The organism is Veillonella parvula, from assembly GCF_032575955.1.
GTDB lineage: Bacteria > Bacillota > Negativicutes > Veillonellales > Veillonellaceae > Veillonella > Veillonella parvula_J.
Genome location: NZ_JAWFXN010000015.1, coordinates 1 through 24,565 on the forward strand (window position 1 = coordinate 1; position 24,565 = coordinate 24,565).

At 40.4% G+C, this 24,565-nt stretch carries 18 protein-coding genes; 2 read left to right on the top strand and 16 right to left on the bottom strand.

Annotated elements, in window-relative coordinates; all coding sequences use genetic code 11:
- Positions 1-128: 128 nt before the first annotated feature.
- The 4 genes from fusA to E7L28_RS09470 all read right to left on the bottom strand — a co-directional run bounded on the left by fusA (position 129) and on the right by E7L28_RS09470 (position 3,439).
- Positions 129-2,204: an elongation factor G gene (fusA, locus tag E7L28_RS09455; RefSeq protein WP_004693557.1), complete on the bottom strand. Its 2,076-nt coding sequence runs from the start codon at positions 2,202-2,204 to the stop codon at positions 129-131.
- Between the two features lie 15 nt (positions 2,205-2,219).
- Entirely contained in the window at positions 2,220-2,690 is a 471-nt protein-coding gene (rpsG, locus tag E7L28_RS09460) for a 30S ribosomal protein S7 (protein WP_004693556.1), read from the bottom strand.
- A gap of 52 nt (positions 2,691-2,742) precedes the next feature.
- Positions 2,743-3,117 carry a 30S ribosomal protein S12 gene (gene rpsL / locus E7L28_RS09465; RefSeq protein WP_004693554.1) on the bottom strand — a complete coding sequence of 125 codons (375 nt, stop codon included), beginning with the start codon at positions 3,115-3,117 and terminating at the stop codon, positions 2,743-2,745.
- 76 nt (positions 3,118-3,193) lie between these two features.
- Entirely contained in the window at positions 3,194-3,439 is a 246-nt protein-coding gene (locus tag E7L28_RS09470) for a L7Ae/L30e/S12e/Gadd45 family ribosomal protein (protein ID WP_004693552.1), read from the bottom strand.
- Between the two features lie 355 nt (positions 3,440-3,794).
- Between E7L28_RS09470 and E7L28_RS09475 the strand changes: the two genes are divergently transcribed.
- Positions 3,795-5,816 carry a BCCT family transporter gene (locus tag E7L28_RS09475; protein WP_316692253.1) on the top strand — a complete coding sequence of 674 codons (2,022 nt, stop codon included), beginning with the start codon at positions 3,795-3,797 and terminating at the stop codon, positions 5,814-5,816.
- A 261-nt stretch (positions 5,817-6,077) separates the two neighbouring features.
- Here E7L28_RS09475 and rpoC read toward each other — a convergent pair whose 3' ends face one another.
- The 3 genes from rpoC to E7L28_RS09490 form a co-directional block, all read right to left on the bottom strand.
- A complete protein-coding gene (gene rpoC, locus E7L28_RS09480) occupies positions 6,078-10,280 on the bottom strand; it encodes a DNA-directed RNA polymerase subunit beta' (protein ID WP_316692196.1) in 4,203 nt (1,400 codons plus the stop codon).
- A 29-nt stretch (positions 10,281-10,309) separates the two neighbouring features.
- Positions 10,310-14,470: a DNA-directed RNA polymerase subunit beta gene (gene rpoB / locus E7L28_RS09485; RefSeq protein ID WP_316711630.1), complete on the bottom strand. Its 4,161-nt coding sequence runs from the start codon at positions 14,468-14,470 to the stop codon at positions 10,310-10,312.
- A gap of 331 nt (positions 14,471-14,801) precedes the next feature.
- Positions 14,802-16,217 carry an aspartate ammonia-lyase gene (locus tag E7L28_RS09490; protein WP_077707626.1) on the bottom strand — a complete coding sequence of 472 codons (1,416 nt, stop codon included), beginning with the start codon at positions 16,215-16,217 and terminating at the stop codon, positions 14,802-14,804.
- A gap of 283 nt (positions 16,218-16,500) precedes the next feature.
- On the opposite strand from E7L28_RS09490, the gene E7L28_RS09495 reads away from it, so the two are divergent.
- On the top strand, positions 16,501-18,141 hold the full coding sequence (locus E7L28_RS09495; RefSeq protein ID WP_316692117.1) for an ArnT family glycosyltransferase: 1,641 nt from the start codon (positions 16,501-16,503) through the stop codon (positions 18,139-18,141).
- A 41-nt stretch (positions 18,142-18,182) separates the two neighbouring features.
- Here the strand turns inward: E7L28_RS09495 and rplL are convergent, their stop codons facing one another.
- The 9 genes from rplL to E7L28_RS09540 form a co-directional block, all read right to left on the bottom strand.
- Positions 18,183-18,551, bottom strand: coding sequence for a 50S ribosomal protein L7/L12 (rplL, locus tag E7L28_RS09500; RefSeq protein ID WP_004693540.1), 369 nt, complete (start codon positions 18,549-18,551; stop codon positions 18,183-18,185).
- A 70-nt stretch (positions 18,552-18,621) separates the two neighbouring features.
- Positions 18,622-19,119, bottom strand: coding sequence for a 50S ribosomal protein L10 (gene rplJ / locus E7L28_RS09505; RefSeq protein ID WP_004693539.1), 498 nt, complete (start codon positions 19,117-19,119; stop codon positions 18,622-18,624).
- A 175-nt stretch (positions 19,120-19,294) separates the two neighbouring features.
- Positions 19,295-20,005: a 50S ribosomal protein L1 gene (gene rplA, locus E7L28_RS09510; protein WP_004693536.1), complete on the bottom strand. Its 711-nt coding sequence runs from the start codon at positions 20,003-20,005 to the stop codon at positions 19,295-19,297.
- A gap of 76 nt (positions 20,006-20,081) precedes the next feature.
- On the bottom strand, positions 20,082-20,507 hold the full coding sequence (gene rplK / locus E7L28_RS09515) for a 50S ribosomal protein L11 (RefSeq protein WP_004693535.1): 426 nt from the start codon (positions 20,505-20,507) through the stop codon (positions 20,082-20,084).
- Between the two features lie 101 nt (positions 20,508-20,608).
- Positions 20,609-21,145: a transcription termination/antitermination protein NusG gene (gene nusG, locus E7L28_RS09520; protein ID WP_004696753.1), complete on the bottom strand. Its 537-nt coding sequence runs from the start codon at positions 21,143-21,145 to the stop codon at positions 20,609-20,611.
- A 12-nt stretch (positions 21,146-21,157) separates the two neighbouring features.
- The gene (secE, locus tag E7L28_RS09525; RefSeq protein WP_316692119.1) at positions 21,158-21,379 is read right to left on the bottom strand and encodes a preprotein translocase subunit SecE; all 222 of its coding nucleotides are present in this window, start codon (positions 21,377-21,379) and stop codon (positions 21,158-21,160) included.
- Between the two features lie 43 nt (positions 21,380-21,422).
- Entirely contained in the window at positions 21,423-21,572 is a 150-nt protein-coding gene (gene rpmG, locus E7L28_RS09530) for a 50S ribosomal protein L33 (RefSeq protein WP_004693530.1), read from the bottom strand.
- Positions 21,573-21,849: 277 nt separating this feature from the next.
- Positions 21,850-24,087, bottom strand: coding sequence for a nitric-oxide reductase large subunit (locus tag E7L28_RS09535; protein ID WP_316711631.1), 2,238 nt, complete (start codon positions 24,085-24,087; stop codon positions 21,850-21,852).
- A gap of 335 nt (positions 24,088-24,422) precedes the next feature.
- Positions 24,423-24,565 (bottom strand): EF-Tu C-terminal domain-related protein (locus tag E7L28_RS09540; protein WP_462952886.1); only part of this gene is annotated, 143 nt, incomplete at its 5' end.

A 24,565-nucleotide genomic window follows, 5' to 3' on the forward strand; every position in this document is an offset into this window, starting at 1 on the left:
AGTTTTACCATGGTCAACGTGACCGATTGTACCGATGTTAACATGCGGTTTCGTACGTTCAAATTTTTCTTTTGCCATTTTAAATTATCCTCCGAGGAAAATAGTAATTCTATTAATCTAATATGAGATTAACCGTTTTTCTTTGCTTGAATTTCTTCAGCAATTTTCTTAGGAACTTCTTCGTAATGATCGAATGTCATAGAGTAGTTACCACGGCCTTGCGTTTTGGAACGAAGATCAGTTGCGTAACCGAACATTTCACTCAATGGAACATATGCTTTGATATGTTGGGAACCATTACGAGCTTCCATGCCGTCCATGCGACCACGACGAGAGTTCAAGTCACCGATAACGTCGCCCATGTATTCTTCAGGAACGTCTACTTCTACAGCCATGTATGGTTCAAGCAATGCAGGGTCTGCTTTGCGAGCACCTTCTTTGAAGCCCATAGAACCAGCAATTTTGAAGGCCATTTCGTTGGAGTCAACGTCATGGTAGGAACCATCAAATACGATAACTTTAACATCAACCATAGGGTACCCAGCGATAACACCGGATTCCATAGCTTCTTTAACACCGCTTTCAACAGGTCCGATGTATTCACGAGGAATCGCACCACCTACAACCTTGTTTTCAAACTCGAAGCCAGCACCTGGTTCTTGAGGAATCAATTCCAACCAGCAGTGACCATATTGACCACGACCACCAGATTGACGTACGAATTTACCTTCAGCCTTAACAGCTTTACGAATAGTTTCGCGGTATGCTACTTGAGGTTTACCTACGTTACAATCTACTTTGAATTCACGGTTCATACGGTCAACGATGATATCCAAGTGAAGTTCGCCCATACCGGAGATAATAGTTTGACCTGTTTCTTCATCAGTACGAACTTTGAAAGTAGGATCTTCTTCTGCCAAACGAGCAAGAGCTGTACCCATTTTTTCTTGGTCAGCTTTTGTTTTAGGTTCAACAGCAACGGAGATAACTGGTTCAGGGAATTCCATGGACTCAAGGATTACAGGAGATTTTTCATCACACAATGTGTCGCCTGTAGTAGTATCCTTTAAGCCAACCGCCGCAGCGATGTCACCAGAATATACGCGTTCGATTTCTTTACGGGAGTTAGCGTGCATTTGAAGAATACGACCGATACGTTCTTTTTTACCTTTAGTGGAGTTGAAAACGTAGGAGCCAGATTCCAATGTACCGGAGTACACACGGAAGAACGCTAATTTACCAACATAAGGGTCAGCCATGATTTTGAATGCCAATGCGGAGAATGGCTCTTCATCGGAAGAAGGACGAGTTGTTTCTTCTTCAGTACCAGGAACAACACCTTTAATAGGTGGGATGTCGATTGGAGCTGGCATGTAATCAATAACAGCATCCAATAACATTTGAACACCTTTATTTTTATAGGAAGAACCACAAAGAACTGGGAATAATTGGTTAGCAATAACAGCTTTACGCAATGCCGCTTTCAATTCTTCCACAGAAATTTCTTCGCCTTCCAAATATTTCATCATGATATCATCATCTGTTTCAGCGATAGCATCGATCATCATTTCGCGACGAGCTTCTGCTACTTCTTGATATTCAGCAGGGATATCAGTGATTTCATATTCTTTACCGTCATCGGATTTATAAATTTCCGCTTTCATAGTCATCAAGTCAATGATGCCTTCGAAAGTATCTTCAGCACCGATTGGTACTTGGATAGCTACGGAATTTGCACCCAAACGAGCTTTCATCATGTCAACTACGTTGAAGAAGTCAGCACCTACAGTATCCATCTTATTTACATAAGCGATACGAGGTACGCCGTAGTTAGAAGCCTGACGCCATACTGTTTCGGATTGAGGTTCAACGCCACCTTTAGCACTGAACACCGCAACAGAACCGTCAAGTACACGTAGAGAACGTTCTACTTCTACAGTAAAGTCAACGTGACCAGGAGTATCGATGATATTGATACGATGTTCTTTCCATTGACAAGTTGTTGCAGCAGAAGTGATTGTGATACCACGTTCTTGCTCTTGCTCCATCCAGTCCATCGTAGCAGCGCCTTCATGTACTTCGCCGATCTTGTGAACGATACCTGTATAGTAGAGGATACGTTCTGTAGTTGTTGTTTTACCAGCATCGATGTGAGCCATGATACCGATATTACGAGTTTTTGCTAAGGAAAACTCTCTTGCCACAGTTGTCACCTCTTATTACCAACGATAATGAGCAAATGCTTTATTAGCTTCTGCCATTTTATGAGTATCTTCTTTTTTCTTGATTGCAGCGCCTGCATTGTTGAAAGCGTCCATCAATTCGCCTGCTAAGCGTTCTTTCATAGTGCGTTCACCACGAAGACGAGCGTAGTTTACAACCCAACGAATACCGAGGGTTTGACGGCGATCAGCACGAACTTCAACTGGCACTTGATAGTTCGCACCACCGATACGGCGAGCACGTACTTCAAGTACAGGCATAACATTTTTCAATGCTTGATCAAAAACTTCCATTGGGTCTTGACCCATTTTGGAACGAATAATTTCGAATGCATCATATACGATAGTTTCAGCAATGCCTTTTTTACCATCGTACATAACTTTGTTAATGAAACGTGTTACTAATTTGCTGTTGTACACCGGATCTGGAAGTACATCACGTTTCGGAACAGGGCCTTTTCTTGGCATGTTCAATTCCTCCTTTATAATGATGTGTGTTAATTTCGTTTAATGGCTAAAATTATTTTTTAGCTTTTTTCGCGCCGTATTTGGAACGACTTTGCATACGATTTTGTACGCCAGCTGTATCCAATGCACCACGAACGATGTGATAACGCACACCTGGAAGGTCTTTTACACGACCGCCTCTGATAAGTACAACACTGTGTTCTTGTAAATTGTGACCAATGCCTGGGATGTAAGCAGTTACTTCAATAGCGTTTGTCAAACGTACACGGGCAACTTTACGAAGCGCGGAGTTTGGTTTCTTTGGAGTAGCTGTGTACACACGAGTACATACACCACGTTTTTGTGGAGATTCTTGAAGGGCAGGAGCTGTAGATTTTTTAGTCAAACTCATGCGACCTTTGCGTACTAGCTGATTAATTGTTGGCATTTGGGCACCTCCTTTCCAAATTTGAGATTTATAATTGATCCGTCATAACAAAGTGTTACATCGGATATTACCAAGATTAACGTAGGACGCCTACAGCTGTGGCCCGCACCTTAATGCGACACGCACGACCGAGATCATCCATGGTGTGTTTGTCATTCACAGGTATTCCCTGTTCTTCACAAGCAATCCGTAAAGGCTGTACCACACGTTCATCACTATCACAACCCAGGAACACGTACTTCACAGCACCTTTAGCAATTTGTTTCAACGTTTGCTTGGCACCGATTGTTTTGTTCACCGACTTCAGATGGGCAATGTCCATTGTACTAATTCTCCTTACGAAATTATGCCCATTAGGCATACCTCGCCTAAAGCACTATGTAAGTATATCAATTACATCAGTCCATGTCAAACAATTTCCAATGTCACACACCGCTCTACAGCTGCATTTTATATGTACACTCATCCGTGTGTTTCATTCAATCTTAAATTATAAATGAAGAATGATTTTTTATTCATATATCATTATTCTTATGTATAAATAATCATTCTATGCATTTACTATTATTTTTTCTTTTACCAATTATGCAAAATTAATATAAACACCATTTTATTATGATATAAATTAATACAGAACAAATATTTGTATTTATAAGTTACTAAAGAAAGGAGATTATATGATTAAACTCATTAAACGTTATTCAAACTTTAATCCCCCTGTAATTATAGGTAGCTTGTCTATCGTCTTAGGGCTGAGCTTATGTGCCCTTCTGATTCCGCAAATTTCTCAAACGATCCTCCAAGGGGTTCGTGATATTATATTTGAAGATTTCAGCTGGTTTTATGTTTTATCCATAAGTCTCTTCTTTATCTTCAATATCTTTCTTGCACTTAGTTCGCTAGGTGACATCAAACTCGGTAGCGATGATGAAGAAGCGGAATTCTCTTATACAGCTTGGCTCGCCATGTTATTTGCGGCGGGTACCGGTGTAGGTCTCATGTTCTTCGGAACTGCTGAGCCGCTCTCACATTATCACTCTGCTGTAAGCTTAGTCGATGGCACATCTAGTGCCAAGGAAGCATTATTCCGCTCCATCTTCCACTGGGGCATCAATGCATGGACGGTATACGGTATTATGGCTTTAGCATTAGCGTATTTTGGTTTTCGCTATAAATTGCCATTATCACTACGTTCATGTTTCTATCCGCTGTGGAAGGATAAGATCAATGGCCCACGAGGGCACATTATCGATATCATCGCACTTTGTGTAACTTTATTAGGTATCGTAACCACCTTAGGATTTGGCGCCGCCCAACTAGGTGCAGGGTTCCTATATATTGATATCATCTCCACTAATGACTTTTCCGCACAAACGGTCATCATTATCGTCATTATGTCCATTGCCGTTCTATCTGCTGTTACAGGTATTGATAAAGGCGTTAAGCTGCTCAGCGAAGTCAATATATCTGTTGCATTAGTCTTAATGTTTTTTGTACTATGTGCAGGTCCTACATTACTCCTATTAAATACAATGGTAGAAAACTTTGGATACTATCTATCACATATTTTAGGGCAAAGCTTCTATACATCTATCTATACACCAGAAACCCGACCATGGTTCTTCAGCTGGACCATACTATTCTGGGCCTGGTGGTTATCTTGGGCACCATTTGTGGGCATGTTCATTGCGCGTATTTCAAAAGGTAGGACTATTCGGGAGTTCATCTTTGGGGTACTCATTATTCCAACTGTATTTACTATCGTTTGGTTTACTATCTTTGGTAATACTGCAATTTATATCGATGAAACAGTAGCAAACGGTGCACTCGGTGCATTAACCGATAAACCAGAACAACTACTCTTTGCATTCCTTGAATATTTACCTTTATCCGGTTTAACTAGTCTTCTATCGATTATCGTATTAGCATTATTTTTTATCACATCTGCCGATTCAGGCATTTATGTGTTAAATAATATTGCGGCCTATGATAAATCCACTTCATCTCCAAAGTGGCAAAGCTTGATGTGGGGCTCTGTAATGTCCTTTCTTGCCATCAGTTTGCTCAGTATTGGTGGGCTCAATGTACTACAATCGGTAACGCTCATTCTCGCCTTACCATTTGCAGCCTTGATGGTTATCATGTGCTACAGCTTATGGCAAGGATTATTGACAGATACGCAATACTTTAACACAAAACTTTCAACCACATCCATCTACTGGGACAGCAAGAACTGGAAACAAGGTCTTGCCAAAATACTCAACCAAACGCAGTCGGAAGATGTTATTTCCTTTATGAAAACAACAGCATTGCCTGCTATGTATCAGCTCAATAAAGAATTAACCGAAGAGTACGGATTAACTACGAGAATTGACAAACATTTCAACGGTAACGACGCCTCCGTAGAGTTAACCATCGAAAAAGAATCAATGCGCAACTTTACCTACGGCATCAAGCTCGTTACGCAAGAAGTATCGGATCATCTCATCGAAGATCCCAACATTCCTCACATTACTGAAAGCACCAACGCAATCCCTATGACATATTTCAGTGACGGGCGCGCCGGATACGATGCACAATATATGACACGGGAGGATATCATTACCGATATCATTCGACAGTACGAACGATATCTTACTTTATCGGATGACGTCGGTTATGACATCATGTCTCATGACGCGGAAGAAGCAGCTGAATAGTTTTCATACTACAACCTTAACAAAGTATCATTTTATTTTACAAACTGATACTAACACATATCATGAAGCTCTCAATTCATATAGGCCTATAATTATAGAGACATATAATCATAGAGCTCATACACATATATCTCTCAAACCAATAATACCTATAACAAAAAGGTGCACCCCGCAGGTGCACCCTTTTTTATTATGTCGCACAATATCAACTATGCAACAAGCCTATACAATTAATATAGCCTAACGGCCGCTCCGAAGCAATTAATCTTCAGACATAACCTCTTCCGTAATATCAATGATTTCAGGTGTATTTTTTACAACTTCAATCTTACGGTAACGACTCATGCCTGTACCAGCAGGAATCAACTTACCAATAATTACGTTTTCTTTTAAGCCCAACAATGGATCGATTTTACCCTTGATAGCAGCGTCGGTAAGAACACGTGTTGTTTCTTGGAAGGACGCAGCGGACAAGAAGGAGTCCGTTGCCAAAGCGGCTTTCGTAATACCCAATAGCGTGCGTTTGCCTGTAGCATTTTCACGACCATTAAGAGTAAGACGACGGTTTTCTTCGTCAAAGGTATTAACGTCCACCATATCCCCTGGAAGCATATCCGCATCGCCAGCTGTTTCAATTTTAACTTTATGAAGCATTTGACGAACGATAACTTCGATATGTTTATCGTTAATTTCTACACCTTGGGATTTGTATACTTTTTGTACTTCGTATACGAGGTAACGTTGAGTTGCTTCAGTACCCATTACACGCATAATGTCATGAGGGTTAATAGAACCTTCTGTCAAACGTGCACCTAAGGATACAACATCACCGTCTTTAACGATAATGCGAGAACCGTAAGGGATGAGGTAATCAAGTTCAATACCGTCTTCACCAGTGATGAAGATTGTATTAGTACCTTTTTTACCTTCGTTAGGTACAACGCGAACTGTACCTTCATTTTCTGCGATGATAGCATTACGTTTTGGTTTACGCGCTTCGAACAATTCTTCGACACGTGGCAAACCTTGTGTAATATCGTCACCTGCGACACCACCTGTATGGAATGTACGCATTGTCAACTGAGTACCAGGTTCACCGATGGATTGCGCTGCAATAATACCTACAGCTTCACCAACTTGGACTTGACCGCCTGTACCAAGGTCGCGACCATAGCACTTGCGACATACGCCATAAGGGCTGCGGCAAGTCAATACGGAACGGATTTTAACTGTTTCATAGTGTTTTACAACTTCATCAGCCAATGGTTCTGTGATTTCACCGTTAAGAGGAACGATAACTTCGCCAGTTTCTTTATTAACCAATTCTTCAGCTGCAATACGACCTACGATACGATCTTTTAATGGTTCAATAACGCCAGTACCCTCAACGATTGCCTCCACTTCGATACCGTGGATTTCGTTGTTGCGTACTTGTACTTCTTTTACATCGGAGTTAAGGATAGCTTCGATGCCTTCTTCAGTGAGACGTGTATCAGCAGGGAAGATTTCTACACCTTCGCTGTCAACGATGGCATGGACAGTATCCTTGTTCAACATATTTTGAACCATAGTTTCTTTTAATGTTGCACGGATGCGTTCATCGCTTTCACCAAGAATAATTTTTTGAACCAAATTAGTATGGTTGATATCGCTGTCAGAACCTAAATGTACACCGCGCAATGCGATAGATGTTACACCGGATTCAGCAATATCAGCTAAACATTGTTCGTCTAAGATAGTTTCGGAAGGTACAACAAGTTCCCCTGTTTCTACATTCACAACATCTTTATCTAATACACGACCAATAAGTTTATCTTTTAACAATTCCAATGCTTGACGTGGAGATGTAGCCAAACGAGCGCGTTCACGAACAAGATCGATACCTACAACGTCACAATCGTCCTCGCGAACGATAACGTCTTGAGATACGTCAACAAGACGACGAGTCAAGTAACCAGAGTCAGCTGTACGAAGCGCTGTATCGGCCAAACCTTTACGAGCACCATGAGAGGATGTAAAGTAATCCAATACAGTCAAGCCTTCTTTAAAGTTTGCTTTGATTGGCAAGTCGATGATACGACCAGATGGATCGGCCATCAAACCACGCATACCAGCAAGCTGACGAATCTGTTGTTTATTACCACGGGCACCAGAGATAGCCATCATGTAAACAGGGTTGAAACCATCTTTGTCACACGCCATATTATCCATCATCGCATCAGTAACATCTTCCGTTGCTTTTGTCCATAATTGGATAGTTTTACGGTAACGTTCTTCTTCTGTAATAAGACCACGACGGTACATACGAGATACTTTTTCTACCTCTTGTTCCGCTGTATCTAACAAACTAGTTTTAACTTCTGGTACTTTAATATCAGCAATGGCTACAGTCATACCTGCGCGACGTGCGAAGGAGTAACCCAAGGACTTGATACGGTCCAAAAGTTCTGCAGTTTTTTCATTGCCAAACAATTGGAAACATTGATCAACCAATTTACCAACTGTTTTCTTATCCATAACCTTACCTAAAGAATAAGTGCCATCTTCACGTTTCTCGTATTGCCACAATTCTGGGAATAAAGCATTGTTGAAGATCAAGCGTCCTGCTGTTGTTTCTACACGGCCATGATCAGGTAAACGGATATAAAGAATATCTTGCAAACCAATGATATGAGACTCATAGGCAAGCATAACTTCATCATAGGTAGCAAATGTTTTTGCTTTATCACGAGTATCTTCGCGTACAACTGTTAGGTAGTATGTACCTAAGATCATATCTTGAGAAGGTACTGCTACTGGCTTACCATCCTTAGTGGACAAAATATTATGGCTAGAAAGCATCAATGTACGAGCTTCCGCTTGTGCTTCTACGGACAATGGTAAGTGACACGCCATTTGGTCACCGTCAAAGTCGGCATTGAAGGCTGTACATACTAATGGATGCAATTTGATAGCACGGCCTTCCCAAAGGATTGGTTCGAAGGCTTGAATACCAAGTCTATGCAATGTAGGGGCACGGTTCAAGAGAACTGGATGTTCTTTAATTACCTCTTCCAAGGATTCCCATACGCCAGGACCAATTCTTTCGACTTGGCGTTTAGCAGCCTTAATGTTGGATGCTTGACCGCGTTCTACCAAACGTTTCATAACGAATGGTTTGAACAATTCTAATGCCATTTCTTTTGGCAAACCACATTGGTGCATTTTAAGTTCAGGACCTACTACGATTACGGAACGACCGGAGTAGTCAACACGTTTACCGAGCAAGTTTTGACGGAAACGACCTTGTTTACCTTTAAGCATGTCGGACAAGGATTTCAATGGGCGGTTACCAGGTCCTGTTACAGGACGACCGCGACGGCCATTATCAATTAATGCATCAACCGCTTCTTGAAGCATGCGTTTTTCGTTACGCACGATGATATCAGGAGCACCCAAGTCGAGTAAACGTTTCAAACGGTTGTTACGGTTGATAACACGACGGTATAAATCGTTGAGGTCAGATGTAGCAAAACGGCCACCATCTAATTGGACCATAGGGCGCAATTCAGGTGGGATTACAGGAACAATGTCCATAATCATCCATTCTGGACGGTTCCCAGATTGACGGAATGCTTCTACTACTTCCAAACGACGAACTGCACGGATTTTACGTTGACCACTAGCAGTGTTCAACTCTTCGCGCAATTCGGCATTCAATGCTTCAAGATCAAGTTCTGATAAGAGAGCTTTTACCGCTTCAGCACCCATGTCGATACATGCGAAGAGAACCTCTTCAGCAGCGCCTAACTCATAGCGTTCTTCGCGAGTTAATTCTTCGTATTCCTTATCAGCTTCTGGTATTGTTGCATCATCACGAAGAGCCGCATTATAGCGCTCTTTGCGTTGTGCTTCACGAACAATAGCTAAACGTTCATTACGTTGAGCCACTGTTTCGATTACGACGGATTTACCACCGATAGTATAACCGTCTTCATTAAATTGAGCTTCGTATTCGCGGTATTCTTGCTCGGACAACAATTGACGTTTTGTCAATGGTGTACCAGCTGGATCTACTACGATGTAGGAAGCAAAGTATAATACACGTTCCAAAGAACGTGGTGATATGTCAAGGATAAGCCCCATACGGGATGGGATTCCTTTGAAGTACCAAATGTGAGATACAGGAGTAGCCAATTGAATATGGCCCATACGTTCACGACGTACTTTCGCACGAGTAACCTCTACACCACATTTGTCGCAGACTACGCCTTTATGGCGGATGCGTTTATATTTGCCGCAGTGACATTCCCAGTCCTTTGTTGGTCCAAAAATGCGTTCACAGAATAGACCATCACGTTCTGGCTTCAACGTACGGTAGTTAATTGTTTCAGGTTTCTTAACTTCCCCATGAGACCAGGATAAAATCTGCTCTGGAGAGGCTAAACCGATTCGCATGGAATCGAATTCATTTACGTCTAGCACTACTATCGCTCCCTTCCTTATAGATAGTTTTAGTCTTCATCGTTAGAGGAGTCGCCCATTGGGTACGCCAATTGGCTAAGGATATCATCTTCACCGCCATTATCAGCTGGTAATTCTTCCTCTTCCTCTACTTCTGGTTCTACTACAGTTACTTCATCAGTTTCTACAGCACTGCCTTCCATAACTTCTTCAATACCAGTTTCTACCACCTCATCTTCGTCCTCAAGTTCTTTCATAACAACTTCTTCTTGATCTTCATTCAAGATTTTTACATCAAGACCGATACTTTGAAGTTCTTTAAGCAATACCTTGAAGGACTCAGGTACACCTGGTTCAGGGATGTTTTCGCCTTTAACGATTTTTTCGTATGCTTTCACACGACCAACAACGTCGTCAGACTTAACAGTTAATAGCTCTTGAAGAGTATAGGCTGCGCCATATGCTTCTAGAGCCCAAACTTCCATTTCCCCAAAACGTTGGCCACCGAACTGAGCTTTACCGCCCAAAGGTTGTTGTGTAACAAGGGAGTACGGACCTGTAGAACGAGCATGGATTTTATCATCAACCAAATGATGGAGTTTAAGCATGTAAACGTAACCAACAGTAACGCGATTATCCATCGGTTCACCAGTACGACCATCATATAGCACGGTTTTACCATCATCAGGACGACCTGCAATCCCCAATGTTTCGAATACATCTTTTTCGTGAGCACCATCAAATACAGGTGTAGCAATATGAATACCTGCTACATCTGGTTTTGGCATGCCATATTTGTCAAAGTCGTAGCCAAGACCTTCCAACTCTTTGCGGATTTCAACGCGTTTTTCTTCAGCAGAGTGAATATTGTTAAGAGTATTCTTAACTTTATTAATTACCTCTAATTCCTCTACAAGAACAGGATCCATTTCAGGAGCATCCTCTTCAGAATCAAAGAACTCTACATGAAGTGCATTGTATTTAGCTTCAATAGCTTTAAGTTCTTGGTAACGAGCTTCGCCACCCATAGCGTCCAATTTTTTTTGCGCCGCTTTTTCTACATGTTTTAGAATTTTAGTTTTCAAAGTAATGATTTGTTCATTTTCTTCGAAATGATTTACCGTAACATCTTCTGCAACTTTCGCTTCCAATTCTTCAATTTGAGCATAAAGGTCGCGGATTGCATCGATTTGTTCCCAGTAAGACGCATCAGTACGAGCTTCTTTCAACACGTTTTGAATGTGAAGGTCTGTAGCTTTGATTTTCATACCTAAGCCTTGAACAGCCCAACCCAAGTGAGTTTCAAGAACCTGACCGATATTCATACGAGAAGGTACGCCCAATGGGTTCAATACAATTTGTACTGGAGTACCATCTGGAAGGAATGGCATATCTTCTTTTCTCATAACGCGAGAAACGACACCTTTGTTACCATGACGGCCCGCCATTTTATCGCCTTCATGAATCTTACGTTTTTGAGCGATATATACGCGAACAAGTTTATTTACACCTGGTTGTAATTCGTCGCCATTTTCACGGGTAAAGACTTTTACATCTACGACTTTACCAGATTCACCATGAGGCACGCGTAAGGAAGTGTCGCGAACTTCACGTTCTTTGTCACCAAAAATAGCACGCAACAAACGTTCTTCTGGAGTAAGCTCAGTTTCACCTTTTGGTGTAGCTTTACCTACAAGGATATCGCCAGGATGTACTTCTGCACCAATGCAGATAATACCATCTTCGTCTAAGTTTTTAAGTGTGTCGTCACCTGTATTAGGCAACTCACGAGTAATTTCTTCAGCACCTAATTTGGTATCACGAGCATCACATTCGTATTCTTCAATATGAATGGATGTATAGATATCTTCTTTGCAGAGTTCTTCACTAAGCAAGATAGCATCTTCGTAGTTATAACCTTCCCAAGGCATGAACGCTACAAGAACGTTATAACCTAATGCCAATTCGCCGCCATCTGTAGCAGGACCATCAGCCAATACTTGGCCTTTTACAACATGATCGCCACGATTAACGATTGGTTTTTGGTTAAAGCATGTGGATTGGTTAGAACGAAGGAATTTATTCAAACGGTATGTATCAACACGACCATCGCTGTCGCGAAGAACGTGGATTTCATTACCCCAACAACGTACAACTTTACCTGCTTCACGCGCCAATACGCAAACACCAGAGTCAGTAGCTGCTGTATATTCCATACCTGTACCAACAAGTGGTGCTTGAGCGCGCAAAAGTGGTACCGCTTGACGTTGCATGTTCGCGCCCATCAAGGCACGGTTAGCATCGTCATTTTCAAGGAATGGAATCATAGCTGTACCAATAGATACAACTTCTTTTGGACTAACGTCCATATAGTCAACCTTATCCGGTGTAACTTCTAATACGTCATGACCACGACGACAAGCTACGTGTTCAGTTGTGAAGTACCCCTCTGCATCAAGCGGAGAGTTTGCTTGGGCAATTGTCATGCCTTCTTCTTCATCAGCTGTCATATATACTACGCTGTCAGATACGCGCACTTTAACAACTTTATCAGCATCCTTGCCTTTACCATACACTTTTTCTACTTTACGGTATGGTGCTTCGATGAAACCAAATTCGTTTACCTTTGCATAGTTCGACAAAGAGTTGATCAAACCGATATTTGGACCTTCTGGAGTTTCAATAGGACACATACGGCCGTAATGAGAGTGATGCACGTCACGGACTTCGAAGCCTGCACGCTCACGAGATAAACCGCCAGGTCCAAGGGCAGATAAACGACGTTTGTGAGTCAATTCTGCTAATGGGTTTGTTTGGTCCATGAACTGGGACAACTGGGAGGAACCAAAGAATTCTTTGATTGCAGCCACTACTGGTCGAATGTTAATCAATGCTTGAGGCGTAATGGATTCAGTTTCTTGAATTGTCATGCGCTCACGAACAACACGTTCCATACGAGTTAAACCGATACGGAATTGGTTTTGCAACAATTCGCCTACGCAACGAAGGCGACGGTTACCCAAGTGGTCGATATCATCTGTATGACCTGCACCATCCATAAGGTTGAGCAAATAAGAAATGTTAGCGATCATGTCTTCACGTGTTACTGTACGGTGATCATATGGTAAGTTGCAATTATTACAGATAACTTTAGACTCTACACCATCATTATTTACGATGTAGAATTCAGCAAAACCTTCACCATCGAATACATGGCTATTAGCAACGATATCAAGTTGTTCTTCCCCAACCTGTACGCCTGCATCAAGGATAATTTCGCCAGTTTCTGGATCTACAATTGGTTGAGCCAATGTTTGACCCAACATACGTTGGCGCCAGCCAAGTTTTTTGTTCAATTTGTAACGACCAACGCGCGCCAAGTCATAACGGCGTGCATCGAAGAACAAGTTATCGAACAAGTTGCGAGCAGACTCTACAGTAGGAGGCTCACCTGGACGTAATTTTTTATAGATTTCAACCAATGCTTCATCAGCAGATTGAGTTGTATCTTTTTCTAATGTACGAACGATGCGTTCATCATATACTGGTAAACCATCCTCATCAGTTTTACCATTCCAGAAGAGGTCTAGGATACTTTCATTCGTATCCCAACCTAATGCACGTACCAATACAGTGGCTGGTAATTTACGGTTACGGTCGATACGAACAGCTACCACTTCACTAGCATCTGTTTCAAGTTCAATCCATGCACCACGGTTAGGAATAACTGTGGAATCATACAAACGGTTACCCATCGTATCGATTTCTTTATTGTAGTAAACGCCTGGAGAACGTACCAATTGGGATACGATAACACGTTCTGCACCATTGATGATGAAAGTACCTGTATCTGTCATCAATGGGAAATCGCCCATGAATACTTCTTGTTCTTTAATGTCCATATTTTCTGGATCATTATTTACCAAGCGAATATTTACACGAAGTGGTGCTGCGTAAGTAGCATCACGATTTTTACATTCATTAATATCATACTTAGGTTCACCTAAGCTGAAGCCTTCAAAAGAAAGTACTAGATTACCTGAATTGTCTTTAATCGGAGAAATATCGTTGAAAATATTTTGTAAACCACTCTCCAAGAACCACTCATACGATTTACGCTGAATGTCCAATAAATGCGGCATCTTGATAACTTCGTTAATTTTAGCGTACGTATAACGAGTTCGTTTGCCTACCTGTTCAGGTTTGAACATATTTGCTTTCACCCCTATCAAAACACACTGGTCTACCATTTTCTATAACGGCATGAAAAAGACATCTTACAGGTCTCAGTTTTCCTGCTCGGGCAACGTCAAATAAAGCAAGGTCCATTTCATTTTTAAAATAACCTTGCTTCCCATTAACCAAGCACAACCTTGGAAGAAAACCTCATCACTATTTGTGTTATAGTTTTTACATCCAAAAGCAGAAAACGCTACTTTTGCAATATATAATTTTATCAGTATTAAAAAAGACTGTCAACCAAAAGGGTTGACAGTCTTTCATTTTCATACTCTATTCATGTATCAAAAGAGAACTATAAGATTAGTTACCTTTTTGTTTTAAAAGTTTCGCACCAGCAATACCAGGGCGAGTCATTTCTTTAGGAGAAAGAATATGATTGATTTCATCCTCAGTCAATAAGCCTTGATCCAAGATGATATCACGAATAGCTCGACCAGTTTCATACGCTTCTTTCGCCAATGCAGAAGCTGTTTCATAGCCAAGATGTGGCAACAATGCTGTTACGATACCAACGGAGCGGTTCAACCAGTATTCGCATTGTTCACGGTCTACTTCAAGATCAACGAGCAATTTATCAACGAATGTATTTACACCATTTTTGAGGTAGCAAAGGTTATTGAACAAGTTGTATGCCAATACAGGTTCCATAACATTTAACTCAAATTGACCATTTTCTACAGCTAATGTAATAGTAAGGTCATTACCGATAACTTGGTAACACACTTGATTCAATACTTCAGCGATAACAGGATTTACTTTTCCTGGCATGATAGAGGATCCTGGTTGACGGGCAGGCAATTTTAATTCACCAATGCCACAGCGAGGGCCAGATGCCATTAAGCGGAAATCATTAGCCATCTTAATCAACACAAGTGCAGTTACCTTCAAACCGCTAGAGATATCAGCAAATACGTCTGTATTGTTTGTAGCATCGATCAAGTTCTCCGCAGTGTAGAACGGTTCGCCTACTACTTCACTAAGTTCATAAGCTACATCATGAATATAATTAGGTTCAGCATTAAGGCCTGTACCAACTGCAGTGGCACCCATGTTAATTACATGTGCACCTTCAACGGCAGATTTAATACGTTTAATACCACGACGAATACCAGATGCATAAGCGCCCATCTCTTGGCCCAATGTAATAGGCACCGCATCTTGTAAATGAGTACGTCCCATTTTTAAAATTTCACTATATTCTTCAGCTTTTTTCTCAAGCTCATCAACAAGACGTTGCAAAGCTTCAAGTAACGGTTTAGATTTCAAAATTGCACAAACTTTAATCGCTGTTGGGAAAGCGTCATTTGTAGATTGTGCCATGTTACAGTGATTGTTAGGGCTTACAATATCATAGCTACCTTTTGGATGACCTAAAATTTCACAAGCACGATTTGCCAACACTTCGTTCATATTCATATTCACAGAAGTGCCAGCACCACCTTGAATTGGATCAACTGGAAATTGGTCAGCAAATTCACCTGCAATAACTTCATCAGCTGCTTGAACAATCGCTTTACCGATAGATACATTGAGACGACCTGTTTTCATATTAGCTAAAGCAGATGCTTTTTTTACCATCGCTAGAGCTTTAATAAAATCTTGGTCTAAATGTTTCCCTGTAATATGGAAGTTTTCTAAGGCACGAATCGTTTGCACACCATAATATAACTCATCCGCTACTTCTAATTCACCTAGGAAATCATGTTCTTTTCTCATAATAGATCCTCTTTCCACTATTTCATATATTAGATGATAGTTTAATGAAACGGTTTTATCTTATGCGCTCATTATAGCATGTATTTTGTATACATAAAAGTTATTTCATGTATTCCGAATAAACAATATTCTATACAATATATTATTTCATAAATAATTATTTTTTTGTAATTATCTCCATATTATCTCCATATTTATAAAGGCTCTGTTTTTATCTTTGATTGGTTTAAATATTACACGCCCTATAGTACAATAATATAAACTATGTAAGTAAGGAGTAACTATGATTAACAATCACATGCTGCGCATAGGTGCGCTCTTTTTATTAACCGTTTTGAGCTACGGCTTTTATAATGCCTATTTGCCAATCACTGATCCGGTGGAGTCCAACTATGTTCTCTCCGCCATCACCATGCTAAAACATAACTCATGGATATCCCCCATGATATACGATCACGTATGGTATGATAAACCACCGCTCACCTATTGGGCACTTATGATTACGTACAAACTATTTGGCATATCTGACTTTACATCTCGTATACCAAATACGCTTGTTGCGGGAGCCAGCGTGGCCCTAATGTACCATATAATTTACCGCATATCTAAAAATACTTTTGCTAGTGTACTCTGTGCTATTCTATTAATGAGTACACTACAGTTTTGGTACATATCTCATGCAATTATAACCGACGGATTTCTACTTCTCTTCACCTTAGCTATATTTGGATATAGCTATTTAGCTTTTACCAATAATGACAAGTCAGCTATGGTGAAAGCTTACATTGCTGCTGCCTTAGCTGTAATTACCAAAGGACCTATAGGCATCATCTTGCCCGGCCTGATATTACTCATTTATGTATGCGCTCGCTATATAGTCCATAGAAAAGATGAAAGTTATCAGCTTTCAAAGGATATTAAATTACTATTTAATCCCTTAGGACTATTAGCCTTTATAGCGATAGCTAGCCCTTGGTATATCGCTATGTATTCCATTCACGGTGAGCAGTTTATTTCCGGATTCTTAGGTCTACACAATGTAGATCGAGCTCTTATATCTGAGCATCCTAAATTTAATGTATGGTATTACTATCTATTAATTGTACCCCTTTCACTATTACCATGGACACCTGTAATAGTCTATCATTTAAAAGATCTTAACTGGAAAGATGATTTTGATCTATTAGGTATTATATGGTTTATAGTTATAGTTCTATTCTACTCTCTAGTAGCTACAAAGTATCTAACCTACACATTACCTGCCATTATCCCTTGTATAATATGGGCGGCTGTAAAAATTTGTGAATTAGTTACTGACAAAGAAACCGGTGAATTTACTCAATCATTCAAAAAGTTTAATTATTTAATTACCCTACCACTAGGTATTTACTACATGATTTTTACATTTACTACAGCTTTTGATAAAAGTCTTGATAGTAAACCGTTAATCGTAGGTTCCTTTATTATAGTATGTATGATTTTAATCGGTCGATACTACATAACATCATTTTTTAAACTAGCAATATATGCTTTAGTTCCACTAATTACTTTATACTCAGCTATTACAATTACAGTACCACCAATATTATTTAATCAATCTGGTTTACAGTTTAGAACGTTCATCGAAGATACATCAAAACCAATATATGTATATGGCAGTTACTATACTTCTATTGTATATTACATGGACACTACACCTACCCAAGTTTTTGTAGATACAACAGATGATTCTATATGGACCGAAGGCAAAACATTGATGCCTACAATAACTAAAGAAACATTTTTAAGTAATACATCAAATAATCGCGGTTCCTATGTCATCGTTCCTAAAAAATATGACAAGGATTTCTCTAATGCATTACCGTATCCAAAGGCAAAATTAGTCAACAAAACAAAACTCGCATCAATTTATAAGCTTCAATAAAAAAGGCGTACCCATAGGGTACGCCTTTAATATGGTTAGAATTATTTCAATTCTACGGATGCGCCAGCTTCTTCTAATTGAGCTTTCAAAGCTTCAGCAGCTTCAGCAGCAACGCCTTCTTTTACAGGTGCAGGAGCACCGTCAACGATAGCTTTAGCTTCTTTCAAGCCAAGACCAGTTGCTTCACGAACAACTTTGATTACGTTGATTTTAGATGCGCCAGCATCTTTCAAGATTACGTCGAAGGAATCTTTAGCAGCGCCGCCTTCAGCACCACCAGCAGCTGCTACAGCTACAGGAGCTGCTGCAGTTACGCCAAATTCTTCTTCGATTGCTTTTACAAGATCATTAAGTTCAAGGATTGTTGCTTCTTTCAATTCAGCAACGATGTTTTCAATGTTCAATGCCATTTTAGATTTCCTCCATAAATTAGTTTATAGTGCCAGCCTCAAGCGGCCAACGAATACTTTGCAAAAAATATTATTCTGCAGGTTTTGCTTCTGCAACAGCTTTGACAGCGTATGCAACATTGCGAACAGGAGCTTGCAATACGGAAAGCAACATGGAAAGCATACCTTCGCGATTTGGAAGAGATGCAATTGCTTTAATGCCTGCAGCGTCCATAACTTCGCCTTCAACGATACCAGCTTTAACTGTTACAACTTCTTTTTCAGTTGCTTTGATGAATTGTTCGATTACACGAGCAGGTGCAACAGCATCATCTTTAGAAGTAGCCAACGCAGTTGGGCCTTCTAAATGCTCAGCAAAACCTTCAAGATTCAATTCGTTTGCAGCGATACGAGTCAAAGTATTTTTGATTACTTTGTATTCAACACCTTCAGCCAACATTTTGCGACGAAGATCAGTTGCTTGCGCAACAGTTAAACCAGAGTAACCAATCAATACAGCACCTTTTGCTTCAGAAAGAGTTTCTTTCATTTGAGCAACGATTGCTTTTTTTGATTCAGTGACAGCCATTAGATTACCTCCTTGTAGATTTTTTTGGTGCTCTATGTACTATCTTAGCGTAAAAACGACCCCATCGCACGCGATGAGGTCGTAACTAGTCCTAGGTTGTTCTAGTGTCAGCCTCAGCGGGCGGATTTTCATCCATTATACATACCAGCCGTCTACAGCTAAGAGACATATTTAATTATTGCTCTTTAGAAACAGTGCTCAATTTGAACACGTTCAAAGGTACACCAGGGCCCATTGTAGCGGACAAGGTTACAGATTTAATGTATTGACCTTTAGCTGCTACAGGTTTAGCCTTGATAATAGTATCAACGATTGTACGGTAGTTGTCAAGTAATTTTTCTTCATCGAAAGATGCTTTACCGATAGAACAAGAGATAATACCTGCTTTATCAGTACGGTATTCGATTTTACCAGCTTTGATTTCGTTTACTGCACGAGCAACGTCTGGAGTTACTGTACCAACTTTAGGGTTTGGCATCAAGCCTTTAGGACCCAAGATTTTACCAAGACGGCCAACTTGACCCATCATGTCTGGTGTAGCAACTACTACGTCGAAGTCGCTCCAACCACCTTGGATTTTAGCTACTAACTCTTCAGAACCTACGAAATCTGCACCAGCTTCTTCAGCTGCCTTAATATTGTCGCCTTTTGCGAATACAAGAACGCGTTTAGTTTTGCCAGTACCATGAGGCAATACTACTGCACCACGAACTTGTTGATCAGCGTATTTAGGGTCGACATTCAAGTTGAAAGCAATTTCAACTGTTTCATCGAAATTTGCAGTTGCAGTTTTCTTAACCAACTCAATTGCTTCTACTGGTTCGTAGAATTTACCAGCTTCAATAAGTTTTACTGCTTCAGCGTATTTCTTACCTACTTTTGCCATTATAATATCCTCCTTATGTGGTCAAACGGGAATTCCCTCCCACCGATTTGCGCCTTATGCGCAAGTCGTACGCTTATTAGTCAACGATTTCAATGCCCATGCTGCGAGCAGTACCTTCCACCATGCGCATACCTTGTTCTACGGTATTAGCATTCAAATCAGGCATTTTCAATTCAGCAATTTCACGAACTTTATCGCGACCTACTTTTGCTACTTTATCACGGTTAGGTACACCAGAACCTTTTGGAATACCTGCAGCTTTTTTCAACAATACTGCAGCTGGTGGAGTCTTAGTGATGAAGTCGAAACTACGATCTTCATATACATTAATAACTACTGGAATAATCAAGCCAGCTTGTTTAGCAGTACGTTCGTTGAATTCTTTTGTGAAAGCAACGATATTAACACCTGCTTGACCTAGTGCAGGACCAACTGGTGGTGCTGGAGTAGCTTTAGCGGCTTCAATTTGTAGTTTTACTTGTTTAACTAATTTCTTAGCCATGGGTAATTAAACCTCCTATGCTTATACTGTGGTGGTAACGGATATACATCCTCCCACTGGCAACCAAAAGCGATTGCTCTTTTTAGAGTTATATTTATATATTAAAGAGCTTTCTCAACTTGAGAGAACTCTACCTCTACCTCGGTATCTCGATTGAACATTTCCACACTAAGTTTCAATGTTCCTTTTTCAGGGTTAAGTTCGGTAATAACACCTAGTTTATCTTCAAAGGCACCGGACGTAATGCGAACCGTTTCACCAACTTCTACATCAACGTTTATGGTTGGTTTCTTATCCAAGCCCTGAGACTTAAGTATATGTTCTACTTCGGAATCAGAAAGTGGAACTGGTTTTGTAGCAGAGCCAACGAAACCTGTTACACCTGGCGTGTTGCGTACAACATACCAAGAACGGTCATTAACTTCCATTTCCACCAATACATACCCAGGAAATATCTTGCGTTTTACTACTTTTTTAACCCCATCTTTTTCATCTATTTCGTCTTCAAGAGGTACCAAAATTCGGCTGATTACATCTTGTAGGCCCATAGATTGAACTTTAAGTTCAAGAGTGGTTTTTACTTTATTTTCGTAGCCTGAATAGGTATGAATTACATACCACTTCTTATCTGCTTCCATGTAATGGCCCCCTTATCCAACAAAGTGCAACAACGTATTAAAAAGTTGGGCAAAGAGTCCATCAAACACAGAAATAATCAAAGCGATGAATATGGTCACTAAGAATACTACAATTGTGTAATTGATAAGCTCTTTTTTTGTTGGCCAGACTACTTTTTTTAGTTCAGCTTTCACACCGCGGAAGAATTTTCCAAATCCACCACGCTGCTGCACTGCTGAGTTAGACTTTGCCATTGTGTTTCACATCCTCAAATCAACAGGTAATGAATGATAAGAATTATTTTGTTTCACGGTGTAATGTATGTTTACCGCAGAATTTGCAATATTTCATCATTTCAATACGATCAGGATTGTTCTTTTTATTCTTGTTCGTTTGATAGTTGCGTTGTTTGCAATCTGTGCAAGCTAAAGTAATGGCATTACGCATCCGGATACACCTCGCTTTATATTTACTAAATCTGTCTCTTGTACTCGAAAACGCTCGACTACATACTAAAAAACTATATCATACGTAGCAAGCGATGTCAAGAAATTAAGCAACTCAAAAAAGCCAGGCACGTATGCCTGACATGGATAGTATAACAGACAATGGCGCCCCTTGTCTACCCAAAGAACGCCATGTCATATTAGCTTATAGTTAGCTTATATGTCTATATATTATATTTAATATTATATTTACATATTTACTATTATTGCTTTGTTTATTACTGTTTCTTTGTGAAAGTTACTTTCACGATTTGCCAGAAGAAGGCCAATGCCCCCAATATCATGATGGTATCGCCAACCATGCGAAGCCAACGCAAATTTTGTAACAATGGTTGTTGCATAAAGTCTTCGCTGCGAGCGAGCCATAAGCCTTGTGTAACACTTGCCCAACTTTGAATCAAGCCAATTGGCAATAGGCTGATAAGAACCATTAACGCAAGGCCCCAATTCAATGCCCAGAAACCGAATTTCATCAACTTGTCGTTAAATTCCACTTCAGGTCGAATATAACGAGCAATGAGGAATACAAAGCCTAAACTCAAGAACCCGTATACGCCGAACAACGCCGTATGAGCATGAACAGCTGTCGTATTTAGACCTTGAATATAGAACAAGGAAACCGGCATATTAATTAAGAAGCCGAAGATACCTGCACCCACCAAGTTCCAGAAGGATACGGCAATGAAGCAGTATACAGGCCATTTTAGTCGATGCATCCAAGGAGCACTATGAAGGCGTGTATAATTTTCAAACGCTTCATATCCCAAGAGTACAAGAGGCACTACTTCCAACGCGGAGAACGATGCCCCTGTGGCCACGATAGTCGATGTAACACCGGTGAAATAAAGATGATGGAATGTACCAGGGATACCGCCGATAAGGTAAATGGCACCGGACGAAATCGCTGCTATGGTACCTGCACGGTAAGATACGAGACCAAGTGTTACGAAAATAAAGGCCATCAACGTAGTAGAGAATACTTCAAAGAATCCTTCTACCCAAAGGTGAATAACCCACCAGCGCCAGTATTCCATGATTGCCAAGTGACTGTGTTCTCCGTAGAAAAGACCTGGTCCATAGAAAATACCGACCATCACAACGGAGAAAATAAAGGCAGCAATAAGGTTTTTATCCCCTTTATTTTTGAAAGCACCAATGATGCTGCGCACCATGAGTACAAGCCAAAATAGAATGCCGATATATTCAATCCATTGCCATACGCGCCCCAACTCGATAAACTCATATCCTTGGTGACCCAAGTAGAAGTTTAGAGACGCCGGAATCTCATGAGCAACACCTAAATATGTGCCCGTAAAGGATCCCACTACTAACACGACGAGTGCCCAGAATAAAATGTCCACGCCCAATTTTTGGAACTTAGGATCTTTGCCGCCATTAATAATGGGCGCCAAGAATAAACCGGCACTCAAGAATGCCATCGCAATCCAGAACAAGGATGCTTGAATATGCCATGTACGAGCAATGGAATATGGGAAATATTGCGCCAATGGAATGCCATAGAAAGCCTGTCCTTCTACAGTGTAATGCGCAATGATACCGCCCATACCAAGTTGTAATAAAAATAATGCCAAAATTGTAAATAAATATTTGCCCAAAGACCGTTGAGATGGTGTGAGATGCAATTTGGAAATTGGATCTTCCGTAGGCGGTGTTAATTCATGTTCATCTTGTTTGCGACCGAATGCCCACATCCATACGACAATACCAATACCACAAAGTAAAATAATAACACTCACAACAGACCAAGCTACGCTTTCCGGTGTTGGATTATGATCTAACAATGGCTCGTGAGGCCAATTGTTGGTGTATGTTGCATCTGTACCAGGACGTTGAGTCGATGCCATCCACGTAGTCCAGAAGAAGAATCGTGCCATATCAATACGATCTTTTAATTCTGGCAACGTATTGTCCTTCATCGCAAAATGATCGCGTGTTTCGGACAATTTAGGGTTATCACCATACAGTTCAATAAAATATTGTCCGGTTAAATTCATCGCTGTAATACGTTCCGGTGAAAGCACAACAGTTCCATCTTCACGAACAGCACTGTTAAAGTACTCTGCTTTAACTGCTTCTTTAACAGCCGCTTTCTGCACATCACCTAACTGTTCATAAAGAACACCAAAAGCTTCTTGAGACTTGATATCAAGCATTACGGACACTTCTTTGTGCAACCAATCAGCTGTCCAGTCCGGGGCTTGATATGCGCCATGACCTAGTACGGTCCCTACAGATTGACCACCTGTAGATTGCCAAGCCGATTGACCATGTAAGATATCATCCTTAGTGAACAAAACCTGTCCATCTTGAGATACATACGCGGTTGGTACCGGTGGCGCTTGATGATATACATCAGTACCCAAATAGCCAAGAATAGAGAATCCAATAATAAGAACTGCTACTACGGCTATCCAATACTTTTTGTATTCGCCCATCACATTACCTCCTTTTCTATAAAAGCACAAAAAGAGAGCCTATGCTCTCCTCATATATAATATACACTAATTTTATAAATAAAGTTGTATCTAAGGTTACAATATATTAAAATTTCTTCTCAATTTGTATCAATAGTATGATTATCCTTTGAAGCCTGAATACAACGTATATGTCACATTACAAAATCATCATTGTTTCAATATATTAGCGATTCAATTCTATACTCTTAATCATCAATATATACAAAATAAAAGGGACCCATTGGGTCCCTTTTATTGAATCTAAAATTCAATTATATAGCTAATGTATCGATACATTGAGCTATAAACTTGTATTAACCTTCGATTTCTGTTACTACGCCAGCGCCTACTGTATGGCCACCTTCGCGGATCGCAAAGCGAAGACCTTCTTCGATAGCGATTGGAGTAATCAATTCGATTTCCATTGTTACGTTATCGCCAGGCATACACATTTCTA